Annotated in this window: 17 protein-coding genes; 14 read left to right on the top strand and 3 right to left on the bottom strand. The window is 59.6% G+C overall.

Annotated features, from left to right (window positions below):
* Positions 1–186: 186 nt before the first annotated feature.
* A complete protein-coding gene (locus HNP33_RS20855) occupies positions 187–339 on the bottom strand; it encodes a hypothetical protein (RefSeq protein ID WP_221452039.1) in 153 nt (50 codons plus the stop codon).
* On the opposite strand from HNP33_RS20855, the gene HNP33_RS09270 reads away from it, so the two are divergent.
* The 4 genes from HNP33_RS09270 to HNP33_RS09255 all read left to right on the top strand — a co-directional run bounded on the left by HNP33_RS09270 (position 331) and on the right by HNP33_RS09255 (position 3485).
* The gene (locus HNP33_RS09270; protein WP_233464454.1) at positions 331–1257 is read left to right on the top strand and encodes an RluA family pseudouridine synthase; all 927 of its coding nucleotides are present in this window, start codon (positions 331–333) and stop codon (positions 1255–1257) included. The two genes, HNP33_RS20855 and HNP33_RS09270, sit on opposite strands and share 9 nt — an antisense overlap.
* A gap of 97 nt (positions 1258–1354) precedes the next feature.
* Positions 1355–2011 (top strand): HAD family hydrolase, encoded by a 657-nt coding sequence (locus HNP33_RS09265; protein WP_184707605.1) that lies wholly within the window; start codon positions 1355–1357, stop codon positions 2009–2011.
* A gap of 60 nt (positions 2012–2071) precedes the next feature.
* Entirely contained in the window at positions 2072–2449 is a 378-nt protein-coding gene (locus HNP33_RS09260; RefSeq protein WP_184707724.1) for a Rieske (2Fe-2S) protein, read from the top strand.
* A 1-nt stretch (position 2450) separates the two neighbouring features.
* Positions 2451–3485: a S49 family peptidase gene (locus HNP33_RS09255; RefSeq protein ID WP_184707602.1), complete on the top strand. Its 1035-nt coding sequence runs from the start codon at positions 2451–2453 to the stop codon at positions 3483–3485.
* Between the two features lie 183 nt (positions 3486–3668).
* On the opposite strand, the gene HNP33_RS09250 is transcribed toward HNP33_RS09255, so the two are convergent.
* Together HNP33_RS09250 and HNP33_RS09245 are read right to left on the bottom strand one after the other, a co-directional pair.
* A complete protein-coding gene (locus HNP33_RS09250; protein WP_184707600.1) occupies positions 3669–4451 on the bottom strand; it encodes an SAM-dependent methyltransferase in 783 nt (260 codons plus the stop codon).
* Positions 4448–5044, bottom strand: a complete 597-nt coding sequence (locus HNP33_RS09245; RefSeq protein ID WP_184707599.1) for a Maf family nucleotide pyrophosphatase — start codon at positions 5042–5044, stop codon at positions 4448–4450. The genes HNP33_RS09250 and HNP33_RS09245 overlap by 4 nt, the downstream gene beginning before the upstream one ends.
* 26 nt (positions 5045–5070) lie before the next feature.
* On the opposite strand from HNP33_RS09245, the gene HNP33_RS09240 reads away from it, so the two are divergent.
* From HNP33_RS09240 to rpoE, 10 genes are all read left to right on the top strand, one after another.
* Entirely contained in the window at positions 5071–5628 is a 558-nt protein-coding gene (locus HNP33_RS09240) for a YceD family protein (RefSeq protein WP_184707597.1), read from the top strand.
* A 155-nt stretch (positions 5629–5783) separates the two neighbouring features.
* Positions 5784–5966, top strand: a complete 183-nt coding sequence (gene rpmF / locus HNP33_RS09235) for a 50S ribosomal protein L32 (protein ID WP_005794249.1) — start codon at positions 5784–5786, stop codon at positions 5964–5966.
* Positions 5967–6115: 149 nt separating this feature from the next.
* Positions 6116–7168: a phosphate acyltransferase PlsX gene (plsX, locus tag HNP33_RS09230; RefSeq protein WP_184707595.1), complete on the top strand. Its 1053-nt coding sequence runs from the start codon at positions 6116–6118 to the stop codon at positions 7166–7168.
* A gap of 5 nt (positions 7169–7173) precedes the next feature.
* Positions 7174–8154, top strand: coding sequence for a beta-ketoacyl-ACP synthase III (locus tag HNP33_RS09225; RefSeq protein WP_184707593.1), 981 nt, complete (start codon positions 7174–7176; stop codon positions 8152–8154).
* Positions 8155–8220: 66 nt separating this feature from the next.
* Positions 8221–9165, top strand: coding sequence for an ACP S-malonyltransferase (gene fabD, locus HNP33_RS09220; RefSeq protein ID WP_184707591.1), 945 nt, complete (start codon positions 8221–8223; stop codon positions 9163–9165).
* Positions 9162–9908, top strand: a complete 747-nt coding sequence (fabG, locus tag HNP33_RS09215; protein WP_184707589.1) for a 3-oxoacyl-ACP reductase FabG — start codon at positions 9162–9164, stop codon at positions 9906–9908. Before fabD ends, fabG begins: the two co-directional genes overlap by 4 nt.
* A gap of 105 nt (positions 9909–10013) precedes the next feature.
* On the top strand, positions 10014–10253 hold the full coding sequence (gene acpP / locus HNP33_RS09210) for an acyl carrier protein (RefSeq protein WP_184707587.1): 240 nt from the start codon (positions 10014–10016) through the stop codon (positions 10251–10253).
* A gap of 82 nt (positions 10254–10335) precedes the next feature.
* Positions 10336–11580 (top strand): beta-ketoacyl-ACP synthase II, encoded by a 1245-nt coding sequence (gene fabF, locus HNP33_RS09205; protein ID WP_184707585.1) that lies wholly within the window; start codon positions 10336–10338, stop codon positions 11578–11580.
* Entirely contained in the window at positions 11540–12208 is a 669-nt protein-coding gene (locus tag HNP33_RS09200) for a hypothetical protein (protein ID WP_184707583.1), read from the top strand. Before fabF ends, HNP33_RS09200 begins: the two co-directional genes overlap by 41 nt.
* Before the next feature lie 77 nt (positions 12209–12285).
* Positions 12286–12906: an RNA polymerase sigma factor RpoE gene (gene rpoE, locus HNP33_RS09195; protein WP_418903832.1), complete on the top strand. Its 621-nt coding sequence runs from the start codon at positions 12286–12288 to the stop codon at positions 12904–12906.
* The last annotated feature ends 3 nt before the right edge of the window (positions 12907–12909 follow it).

Below are 12909 nucleotides of genomic sequence, written 5' to 3'. Positions count from 1 at the left end.
GGAGTCCTGACCACTGCAGCAACTGCCGCTGGGAATCTGTAATTTCGTTGTTCCAATGTGTCTGTCCACCCGATTTGCTTGCATGGCCTGCGCAATTTCTTGGTATGCAGGCACTGGAGCAAGGTCGTCGGTCAGACATCGACCGGCCTGCGCGGGTACTGGCGGGTGAATTAAACTGCTCACCGGTCAACCAATAACTTTATTGCGCAGGTGAAACACATTATAGGGGGCAAACCGGGCGAGCCCCGCAGTCCAGAAGCACCCCCAGTGGCTGTAAGGCTGGTAGAAGTCCATCCCGACGATGCCGGCCAGCGCCTGGACAATTTTCTGATGCGCCATCTCAAAGGCGTGCCCAAGACCCATATCTACCGCATCATCCGCAATGGCGAGGTGCGGATCAACAAGGGGCGAACTGCGGCCGACGCCAGGGTGCAGGGCGGCGATGTGGTGCGTATTCCGCCGGTGCGCGTGTCTGCCAAGCCAGAAGAGGCCGAGCGCGCCATTCCTGGCCGGGAGTTCCCGCTGCTGCTGGATGACGACGCGATGCTGGCCATCAACAAGCCTGCAGGCGTGGCTGTGCATGGCGGCTCGGGCGTGAGCTTTGGCGTGATCGAACAATTGCGCCGCGCAAGGCCTGGTGCGCGCTTTCTGGAACTGGTACACCGGCTCGACCGCGAAACCTCGGGCATTCTGTTGGTGGCCAAGAAACGCTCGGCGCTGACCCACCTGCAAGACCAGTTCCGCGAACGGGAAACAGGCAAGACCTATCTGGCACTGGTGATCGGGGAGTGGCCAGCCAATAAAAAGGTAATTGATACGCCGCTGCGCAAGTACCTGTTGCCCGACGGGGAGCGCCGCGTGCGTGCCACTACCGCAGACGATGCGGAGGGCATGCGCTCCGTCTCGCTCGTCAAGGTGCAAAAAGCGCTGCCTGCACGCCATGGCCTTGGTTTGCCGGCCATGACCTTGCTCGAAGTGACGATCAAGACCGGCCGTACTCACCAGATTCGCGTGCATCTGGCCAGCAGCGGCCACCCGATCGTCGGGGACGAGAAGTATGGCGACTTCGACCTGAACAAGCGTCTGGTCAAACACGGCTTGAAGCGTATGTTCCTGCATGCCTGGCGCCTGCAATTCACCCATCCGCAGAGCGGCGAGCGGGTGCAACTGGGCGCAGAGTTGCCGGACGAACTGGCGGACTTCGTAGGGACAGCAGAGCTGTCAGATGAAAAAAGTAGTGAAAACCATAGCGGCTAGCGCAGGCTAGTATTGGTTTTGATAAGAAATATCTTGAATTCGTTGCACAACTAGCGCTTCCAGCTATTGTTTTAGATAGCGACTAACCCATTGCCTTATGAACCGACGCTTTGACCTGATCGCCTTTGACTGGGATGGAACCCTGTTCGATTCCACTGCGGCCATTGCACTGTCCATTCAGGACGCGGTGCGCGACGTGGGCGGCACTGTGCCGACGCTGGACGTGGCCAAGTATGTCATCGGCATGAGCCTGCAGGGCGCCTTGCGGCATGCTGCGCCCGATGTGCCGGCTGACAGCATGGTGGAGTTGACCAACCGCTACCGTTATCACTATCTGAAACGCCAGGAAGAGGTAAACCTTTTTGAAGGCGTGCTGCCCTTGCTGGATCTGCTGACAGCCAGGGGGCATCTGCTCGCAGTGGCCACCGGCAAGAATCGACGGGGGCTTGATGAAGTGCTGGATTCGACCCTGCTCAAGGGTAGGTTTGACGCCTCGCGTACTGCCGATGAAACTGCCGGCAAGCCGAATCCACTGATGTTGCAGGAGTTGATGGCAGAGCTGGATGTGGCGCCCGAGCGCTTGTTGATGGTGGGTGATACCACCCATGATCTGCAGATGGCAGTCAACGCAGGCTGCGCCAGTGTGGCCGTGAGCTATGGCGCTCACCACCCTGATGGCTTTGAGGCCTTTGGCCCGCTGTTCATTGCGCATTCTGTTGCTGATTTGCAACAATGGATGGCAGGCAATGCCTAGCGCATGGCCTGATTACTGTTTGCATGTACAGTGATTGGCGCGCAGCAAGCAGGAGCAACAATGGCAGAGGTACAAGCCCGGGCAATAGCACTTTGTAATAGCAAAGACTTGAGCAATGGTGGGCGCGCCGTGCCTTTTGATGTGATCTTTGCTGGCCAGACCTGTCGCGCATTCGCCGTTCGCTACCGCGATGTGGTGCACGCCTATCTGAACCGTTGCACCCATGTGGCGATGGAAATGGACTACCAGCCCGACCGTTTTTTTGATGACACCGGTAACTGGTTGTTATGCGCAACCCATGGTGCTGCCTATGTGCCGGATACTGGAGCCTGCGCTGGCGGCCCTTGCCGTGGTGGCCTGGTCAAAATCGTGTTGAGCGAACAAGGCGGGGTGGTGTACTGGCACACCGACTACCGCCTCCAACCTCTTGAGTTTTAAGATGAATCCGATGGACAAGAACCCCGAGCAGAATCCGCAACCTGCGCCTGATCTGTGGGGACAGGCCGCTCCAGCGGCAGCGGCTGTATCCACAGCGGCAGCGCAGGCGCCCGGCTGGGAGCGCTCCGTGCTGGAGCGCCTGGCCTTTGATACGCTCAAGGAGCAGCGCGCCGCGCGTCGCTGGAAGATCTTCTTTCGACTGGCCTGGCTCATCGCCTTCATTGCGCTGGTCATCTACCTGTTCAGTTCGGAAAGCGCTTCGTCTGCCTCGTCGACCGAGCATACGGCCGTGGTGGAGCTGAAAGGCGAAATCGCGTCTGGCGCAGACGCGAGTGCCGAATACGTGATTGCTGCACTGCGCACCGCATTCGAGGACGATGGCGCCAAGGCTGTGGTGCTGCTGATCAACTCTCCCGGCGGCAGCCCCGTGCAGGCCGGCATGATCAATGACGAGATCGTGCGCCTCAAGGCCCTGCATAAAAAACCCATGTACGCGGTGGTGGAGGAGTCCTGTGCTTCTGCTGCCTATTACATTGCAGCCGCAGCGGACAGCATCTATGTCGACAAGGCCAGCATCGTGGGGAGCATCGGCGTGCTGATGGACGGTTTTGGCTTTACCGGCACCATGGAAAAGCTGGGCGTGGAGCGCCGCCTGCTCACCGCTGGCAGCAACAAGGGCATGCTGGATCCATTCAGCCCCATGAATGACAAACAGAAAGCCTATGCCCAGCAGATGCTGGGGCAGATCCACCAGCAGTTCATCGCTGTGGTGCGCCAGGGGCGTGGCGAGCGCCTGAAGGAGACCGAAGACACCTTCAGCGGCCTGTTCTGGACCGGGCAGGAAGCGGTCAAGCTGGGCCTGGCTGACGGCCTGGGCAGCCTCGATCAGGTGGCGCGCGATGTGGTGGGCGCCGAAGATGTGGTGGACTACACCCGCCGCGAGAACGTGGCCGAGCGCTTTGCCAAGAAGTTTGGCGCTTCAGTGGGTGCGGGGGCTGTCAGTACCATGCGGTCAATGATGCCCAGCCTGCGTTGATCAGGTGATTTAAATGCTAGCTATTTAATAGCTATAAACATAAAAGCGGTGCACGAGCACCGTTTTTTTTATGCCATCTGGCCGAGCGGAGGCGCACACCCTTTTGGAAGGGGCAGCGCTGCCTTATGGTCAGCCAGCACTTAATGAGTAGCGAAAAGCGGGTGCGCGCCTGGCAGGATCGCCTCAGCGCCCAATCGCGAACACCATCGGTGTGCGATTGTCCAGCTCGGGGTTCAGCGCCTTCCACTGCTTGACCAGACGGCTTTGGGTGCGGGCGCTCTCCAGTGTGAGTCCACCGGATATCGACAGGCGGGTGTTGGCCTGCAGTGTCTGCAGCAGGGCGCTCATCAGGGCAGGGTTGCGATAAGGTGTCTCAATAAATATCTGTGTCTGGCCTTGCCGCAGCGCCAGTTGCTCCAGCTCGCGCAGCCGGGCGACGCGCTGCGCGCCGTCGCTGGGTACATAGCCGACAAAGGCGAAGTTCTGGCCATTGAGCCCGCTGGCCGCCAGTGCCAACAAGAGGGAAGTAGGGCCTACCAGCGGCACCACTTCAACGCCCGCATCATGCGCAGCACGTACGACTGAGCTGCCGGGGTCGGCAATCGCGGGCATGCCTGCCTCGCTGACCAGGCCAATGTCATGGCCTTGCAAGGCAGCGGCGATCAGCATGCTGGCATCGGCGCCAGAGGTCGTTTGCGGAAGGTGATCACCTTTTTTGTGCGCTTCACGCGGCAGCTCCTGTATGGCTTGTTGCTGCAGGGGCACGGCCAGTGGCGCCACGGCGTCCACGCGTTTGAGGAAGGCGCGGCAGCTTTTGGCGTTTTCGCAAACCCAGTGGGTAATGCGGGCAGCGGCCTGCACGGTATGGGCGGGCAGTACATCGGTCAGCGGTGCATCGGTGGTGCAGCCGAAGTCAAGCGGGGTGGGGACGAGGAAAAGCCGTCCCTTGCGGGTGTTCTCGCTCATGGCAGGATCACTCCTGCGGCGCGCAACAGGCGGGCGGTGCGGATGAGAGGCAGCCCGATCAGTGCCGTCGGGTCGTCGCTCTCGATGGCATCCAGCAAGGTGATGCCCAGGCCTTCGCTCTTGGCGCTGCCTGCGCAGTCGTACGGCTCTTCGGCGCGCAGGTAGCGTTCAATTTCAACATCGCTCAGGCTGCGGAACACGGTTCGCACCACGGCGGTGTCTGCCTGCGCAAAGCCGGTGGTCTTGCAGACCACGGCGACTGCGGTGTGGAATTGCATGCTCTGGCCACTCATGGCGCGCAACTGGGCCACAGCCTTGTCGTGTACCAGGGGCTTGCCCAGCGGCTGGCCGTTCAGGTCGGCCACCTGGTCGGAGCCGATGACGATGGCCTCGGGAAACTGGGCAGCCACTGCATGGGCCTTGGCCAGAGCCAAGCGCAGAGCCAGCGCGCCCGGTGCCTCGCCGGGCTGCGGGGTTTCGTCAACATCGGGCGAAGCGGTTTCAAACGGAAGGCGAAAACGAGAAAGCAGCTCGTGCCGGTAACGGGAGGTGGAGCCCAAGACAAGGGCGCGGGGCGAGTGGGATTCAGACATGCCCAGATTCTCTTACACTGGCGCGCATGACAAAGGAATTTTCAGTCAACCGCCTTGATATCAAGGCTTTTGCGCAGCACGAGGCCGCACTCGACGGTGAGCAGCCGATGGGCCAGTTTCCCCGCCTGATGGCAGAGGACCTGCGTGGCGAGGCCGCGGCCGATCAGTCCGTGCACTGGTCCCTGGATGGTGAGTGGCGCGAGGCTACGGGCGGCCCCGGGCAGGCCTGGTTGCACCTGCAGGCCGACACCGTAGTGCAGATGCAGTGCCAGCGTTGCCTGCGCCCGGCCGATATCGCCGTGCAGACGGAGCGGTCTTTCCGCTTTGTCAAAGACGAAGCGACTGCCGCAGCCCTGGATGATGAGAGCGAAGAGGACGTACTGGTGCTGGAGCCGCTCTTCAATGCCCATGAGTTGATCGAGGACGAGTTGCTGATGGCGCTTCCCATGGTTCCCATGCACGAGGAGTGCCCGGTGGAGCTCAAACTGGAGTCTGCCACCCAGGATTTCGAGGCGGCAAATACGGAAAAAGCCAATCCTTTTGCCGCTTTGGCATCACTGCGACTGGATAAAACCAAACCTTGAGGGGAAGGATTGAAGCCTGCCAGCGATCTTTGCTATAATTTGAGGCTTCGCGCGAATCCCCCTCGTGTCTTTAATGGGCTAATCGCGTATTTTTAGGGCATGCGTCTGTTTTACGCAGGCCGTGTCACCAACCCTTTCAAGACTCAGGAGCCATCATGGCTGTTCAACAAAACAAGAAATCTCCTTCCAAGCGCGGTATGCACCGTTCGCACAATGCACTGAATGTGCCTGGTATCGCTGTGGAGCCTACCACCGGCGAAACCCATCTGCGTCACCACATCAGCCCCAACGGTTTCTACCGTGGCCGTCAAGTGCTGAAGAACAAGTCGGAAGCCTAAGCCATAGCTGTACAAAAAAGGCCCGCGGCTACCGCATGTGTAGCGCGGGCCTTTTTTATTCTGTTGCAGGATTGCTGCGCACTGGCTTGGCCTCTTTGCTTATATGCCAATAGCGTGCGCTGGCGCAACATCAAAGAATTGCAGAGCGAATGATCACACTGGCCGTGGATTGCATGGGTGGTGATGCGGGTCCCCGTGTCACCCTGCCTGCATGCAAGAAATTTTTGGACGCCCATCCTGATGCCCGACTGTTGGTGGTGGGGCAACCCGAGGCATTGCAGTCATTCCAGCACGAGCGTGCAACCCTGGTAGCGGCAAGCGAAGTCGTCACCATGGACGATCCCGTGGAAGTGGCGTTGCGCAAGAAGAAGGACTCTTCCATGCGCGTGGCTATCAGCCAGGTCAAAGAGGGTGCTGCACAGGTTGCGGTATCTGCGGGCAATACTGGCGCATTGATGGCGATTGCGCGCTATCTGCTCAAGACGCTGGAAGGTATTGACCGCCCGGCCATCGCTACACAGATTCCCCATGCCAAGGGCGGTGCCACCACGGTGCTGGATCTGGGAGCCAACGTCGATTGCACGGCAGAGCACCTGGTTCAGTTTGCCGTCATGGGCTCGGCGCTGGTGAGCGCCCTGCAGGAGAAGGAAAACCCCAGCGTAGGCCTTTTAAACATTGGCGAAGAAGCCATCAAGGGCAGCGAAGTCATCAAGCGCGCGGGTGAGTTGCTGCGTGCTGCCGGGCAGTCGGGTTACCTCAATTTTCAGGGCAATGTGGAAGGCAATGACATCTTCAAGGGTACGGTCGATATCGTGACCTGCGATGGTTTTGTCGGCAATGTCGCGCTCAAGGCGAGCGAGGGCGTGGCCAGCATGATCACAGGGGGGCTCAAGCAGGAATTCAAGCGCAATCTGTTCACCAAGCTGGCGGCAGCTGTCGCCTATCCCGTGCTTGCACGCCTGATGAAGCGCATGGATCACCGCCGCTACAATGGGGCTGCGTTACTCGGTTTGCGCGGCCTGGTGTTCAAAAGCCATGGCTCGGCCGATGTGGTGGCCTATGAGCATGCGCTCAATCGCGCTTATGATGCGGCCCGTAACGATTTGCTGGGGCGTGTGCAGACCAAGATCCAGACGGCTGCGCCCTTGCTGATGCCGGCAGACAGCCCTGCTGTTGCTGCAACTGTGACGTCTTCTATCTGAAATCGATGAGCATTTATTCACGCATCACCGGCACTGGCAGCTACCTGCCACCGCGCCGCGTCACCAATGATGATCTGGCGGCCGAAATGGCTACGCGCGGTCTGGAAACCTCGGATGAGTGGATTGTCGAGCGTACCGGAATCAAGGCGCGCCATTTTGCCGCTCCCGATGTGACGGCCAGCGATCTGGCCGTGGAAGCATCGAAAAAGGCGCTCGAAGCTGCGAAGTTGATGGCTGCCGACATTGATCTGATCATTGTGGCCACTTCCACGCCGGACATGGTGTTCCCGTCGACAGCGGCCATCCTGCAGAACAAGCTGGGCATCACCAATGGCTGCCCGGTGTTCGATGTGCAGGCGGTATGCAGCGGTTTCGTTTATGCCCTGTCGGTGGCTGATGCCATGATCAAGACCGGCACCGCCAAGCGCGCGCTGGTGGTGGGGGCCGAAGTATTCAGCCGTATCCTTGATTTCAATGACCGCACTACCTGTGTTCTGTTTGGCGATGGAGCCGGGGCCGTGGTGCTGGAAGCTTCGAGCGAACCCGGCATTCTGGCCACCGAGCTGCATGCCGATGGCAGCCATGTCGACATCCTGTGCGTGCCGGGCCATGTCTCGGGTGGCGAGGTGATTGGCTCGCCCATGCTGCGCATGGACGGCCAGGCCGTATTCAAACTGGCGGTGGGTGTGCTCGACAAGGCAGCCCGTGCTGCATTGGCCAAGGCCGACATGCAAGAGTCCGATATCGATTGGCTGATCCCACACCAGGCCAATCTGCGCATCATGATGAGCACGGCGCGCAAACTCAAGCTTTCGCCCGAGAAAGTGGTGGTCACGGTCGATCAGCACGGCAATACATCAGCGGCATCGATTCCGCTGGCGCTTGACCATGCCGTGCGCGCAGGCCAGGTCCGACCAGGGCACAACGTGATGCTCGAAGGCGTTGGCGGTGGCTTCACCTGGGGGGCGGTACTCCTGAAAATGTAGCTTCAGGTGCTTGGTGTACTTGGGCTATTGCCGTATTTCATTCGAAAATTTAACTAAAATCGAGACATGAATTCTTTTGCGTTTGTATTTCCGGGCCAGGGCTCGCAGGCTGTTGGCATGCTCGACGCCTGGGGCGATCACCCTGCTGTGCGAGAGGCGCTGCAGGAGGCATCCGATGCGCTGGGTGAAGACATTGGTGCTCTGATTCAGGGGGGTCCCAAGGAGGCACTGGCACTGACTGCCAATACCCAGCCTGTGATGCTGGTGGCCGGTGTGGCCGCTTGGCGCGTATGGCGTGCGGAAGGCGGTGCGTTGCCCATGGCGGTGGCAGGCCATTCGTTGGGAGAGTACTCTGCATTGGTTGCAGCGGGCGTGCTGACGCTGGCCCAGGCGGCGCCGCTGGTGCGCCTGCGCGGTGCTGCCATGCAGGAAGCCGTGCCTGTGGGTGCTGGCGCCATGGCTGCTGTGCTGGGCCTCGATGCAGACAAGGTCAAGGCGGTCTGCGCTGAAGTGACGGCCAAGATGGGCGGCGCGGAGGTGGTGGAAGCTGTGAACTTCAACGATCCCGGCCAGACTGTGATCGCCGGCTCGAAGGCCGCTGTCGAGGCTGCCAGCGTGGCGGTGAAGGAGGCGGGTGCCAAACGTGCGCTGCCACTGCCGGTGTCTGCGCCTTTCCATTCGAGCCTGATGAAGCCGGCGGCGGAAAAGCTGAAGGCTGCGTTGGCGGGCCTGCAGCTCGCTGCCCCGCAGATCCCGGTGCTCAACAACATCGATGTGGCTGTGCAAACGGATGCCGATGCCATTCGCGACGCCCTGTACCGCCAGGCTTTTGGCCCGGTGCGTTGGGTGGAGTGCGTGCAGAAGCTGCGTGCCATGGGTGCAACCCATCTGGTAGAGTGCGGCCCGGGCAAGGTGCTCACCGGCATGACTAAGCGCATTGATCCGGATATGGTGGGTGTAGCCCTGTATGACCCTGCTACCCTGCAGGAAACCAAAGAAGCAATCGCATGACTGAAGCAACCCAAACAGCCAAAGTAGCCCTGGTGACAGGTGCATCGCGCGGTATTGGCGCCGCTATTGCGCAAGCCTTGGGCGCTGCTGGCTACCAGGTGGTAGGCACGGCAACCACTGACGACGGTGCTGCCAAGATTTCGCAGGCTCTGTCGGCTTTTCCAGGTTCACGCGGCGTTGCGCTGGATGTGAACAACGGCACGGCCGTCGAGGCGCTGATTGACGAACTGGTCAAGACCCAGGGCGGCCTGCATGTTCTGGTGAACAACGCTGGCATCACCCGGGATACCCTGGCCATGCGCATGAAGGACGAAGACTGGGATGCCGTGCTCGGCACCAATCTGAAGGCCGTCTTTGGTGCCAGCCGTGCGGCCATCCGCCCGATGATGAAGCAGCGTTTTGGCCGTATCATCAGCATTACCAGCGTAGTGGGCGCTTCCGGCAATGCCGGTCAGGCAAACTACGCTGCCGCCAAGGCTGGCGTTGCCGGCATGACGCGATCACTGGCCAAGGAGCTGGGCAGCCGTGGCATCACGGTAAACTGCGTGGCGCCTGGCTTTATCGAAACAGACATGACTGCCCAGCTTCCCGAGGAACAGAAGAAAGCACTGCAATCGCAGATCGCCTTGGGTAAGCTGGGACAGCCGCAAGACATTGCCAACGCTGTGGTCTATCTGGCATCGGATGGTGCTGGTTATGTGACCGGGCAGGAGTTGCATGTCAATGGCGGCATGTACATGTAGGTTTAGCAGAAGTTAAATGCCGTTTCCTCGCGACGGCAAGTTGCACTCAGGTATTGCTGAAGCAGCTAGAATCGCGGGTTCATTCACAACCCCCAGAGGGAAACCATGAGCGATATCGAAGCACGTGTCAAGAAAATCATTGCCGAACAACTCGGCGTGGAAGAGTCTCAAGTAACGAACGAAAAGGCTTTCGTAGCCGATCTGGGTGCAGACTCGCTGGACACCGTGGAACTGGTGATGGCTTTGGAAGACGAGTTCGAGATCGAAATCCCTGACGAAGACGCAGAAAAGATCACGACGGTGCAAAACGCCATCGACTACGCCAAGAGCCACCAAAAGGCCTAATTGATTGCGCATGCACTTGGCGCCCGACAGGGCGCAAGTGTCTTGCCGCAACTCCGAGAGACCAACAAGAAAGCTGTAACGCATGAGTCGCCGTCGCGTCGTCGTGACTGGTCTGGGTTGCATCAGCCCCGTGGGAAACACGGTTGCTGAAGCCTGGTCCAACATATTGGCTGGCCAGTCCGGCATTGACCTCATTACCAAGTTTGACACCACCGACTTCAGCTGCAAGATTGCAGGCGAGGTCAAAGGGTTCAATCTTGAGTCCTATATGAGTGCCAAGGAAGCACGCACGATGGACACCTTCATCCACTATGGCATTGCCGCTGCACAAGAAGCAGTGACAGATGCCGGTCTGGCCACTGGCCAGGCGCTGGACGAGGAGTTGGCTGCGCGTATCGGTGTGGTGATTGGTTCCGGCATCGGCGGTCTGCCGCTGATCGAGGACACCCACAGCGAATACGAACGCCGTGGCGCCCGCCGAATCACGCCTTTCTTTGTACCTGCCTCCATCATCAACATGGTTGCAGGCCATGTATCGATGCGGTTTGGCTTCAAGGGGCCCAACCTTTCGGTAGTGACTGCTTGTACGACCGGCTTGCACTGCATTGGTGAAGCGGGTCGATTGATCGAGTACGGCGATGCCGATGTCATGATCGCAGGCGGTACCGAATCTACTGTTTCTCCGCTGGGAGTGGGTGGCTTCGCAGCAATGCGTGCACTCTCCACTCGCAACGACGATCCCAAGGCGGCTTCACGCCCCTGGGATAAGGGCCGCGACGGCTTTGTGCTGGGCGAAGGCGCAGGCGTGGTGGTGCTTGAAGAATACGAGCATGCCAAGGCCCGTGGTGCCAAGATCTATGCGGAACTGCTGGGCTACGGCATGAGCGCAGATGCGGGTCACATGACCGCCCCCAATATGGACGGCCCACGCCGGGCCATGCTGGGTGCTCTGCGCAATGCGGGTGTGAATGCTGATCAGGTGGACTATCTGAACGCGCATGGCACCTCGACCCCGCTGGGCGATCTGAACGAAACCAATGCCATCAAGGCGGCCATGGGGGACCATGCCAAGAAGATGGTGGTGAGTTCGACCAAGTCGATGACGGGCCACCTGCTAGGTGGTGCTGGCGGTCTGGAAAGCGTGTTTACCGTGATGGCGCTCAAGGATCAGAAGATTCCTCCTACCATCAACCTGGTGGACCAAGATCCTGAGTGCGATCTGGACTATTGCGCCAATACGGCGCGCGATGCCAAGCTGGAAATCGCAGTCAAGAACAATTTCGGTTTTGGCGGTACCAACGGTACTTTGGTGTTCAAGCGCGTTTGAAGCGTGCTTTGAAACTCCGCTCAAGCCTATCATCAGGTCTCCTTTTAGGAGACCTTTTGTTTTGTGCATTTTCAACAAATGCATTGCACCGTGCTCCGGCGGCCTGAAAGCTTGCACAATCCATTCCATGGAGGTATCTGCCCGTCGTCGATCTCAGCATGCAGCCTTGGCTGCACCGGTGGCATATCCTTTGGTTCATCCCCTGTGGATTCGCTGCGGGGTGTTTGCGGCTCTTGTCGCCTCTGCCGTGCTGGGCATGGCTTGGCGTCTGGCCTCGGAGCCGTTGCAGTGGCAGCAGTGGGGGCTGGTTGCTGCGTGGTTGCTGGCTTGTCTGGCTGTTACAAATTTGCCCCTCTGGCGGCCTGGAACCTTTTTGCATTGGAATGGCTCCAAGTGGCGCATTCATGGAGCGGCGTTGCCTGCAGATGGTGAGGAGCTGACGCAGTGGAAGGTGGCCGTGGATGGCCAACGCTGGCTGCTGCTGCGTGCCATGGTGCTGCCGCCAGCGGCGGCCGGATATCGCTGGATGCTGATTGCACGAGCCACTAATCCAGAGCGTTGGCCGGATATTCGGCGCGTTTTATACTCATCCATTGTTGCTGATCAACAGAGCGCCCCTGTGGCGTGACGCCTGCAGCTGACCAACCACAACAAGAGCTGCATGTCTGTAGCGCGAAGAGAAAACAACTTATGACGGGAACGCCAATGGCACCAGCCCCGGGCGCGAACGATACCGACCTGCAATTGGTGCAGCGCACCATTGCGGGCGACCAGCGGGCTTACGGCTTGCTGGTAATGAAGTACCAGCGACGCATCGAACGGCTGATTGCACGCATGATCCGTGACGTGGATCTGGTGCCGGATCTGGCGCAGGAGACATTCTTGCGCGCCTATCGTGCATTGCCGCAATTTCGCGGAGAAGCGCAGTTCTACACTTGGCTCTACCGTATCGCAGTCAATACGGCCAAAAAGGCCATGGTGGAATTGAACCGCAATCCGGTGATGACGGAGAGCGCTCTGCGAGGAAATGATGATGACGATGAAACTTCTGCGCCGACAAGAGAACTAACCAGCGACGAAACCCCGGAGACGGTCATTGCGGCCCAGGAAATCGCCCAGGCGGTCAATGCGGCCATGGACGCTCTGCCTGAGGATTTACGCCAGGCGATCGTACTGCGGGAAATCGAGGGCATGTCGTATGAAGACATTGCCGAGACGATGGACTGTCCTATCGGAACGGTGCGCTCGCGCATTTTCCGTGCCCGAGAGGCAATTTCCACCAAGGTAAAACCAATGCTTGAGCGCCAGTCTGGCAAGCGTTGGTAGCGA

It is taken from the genome of Comamonas odontotermitis (assembly GCF_014207855.1).
GTDB classification, from domain to species: Bacteria; Pseudomonadota; Gammaproteobacteria; order Burkholderiales; family Burkholderiaceae_C; genus Comamonas; species Comamonas odontotermitis_A.
This window is presented reverse-complemented; position numbering and strand designations above follow the sequence as displayed.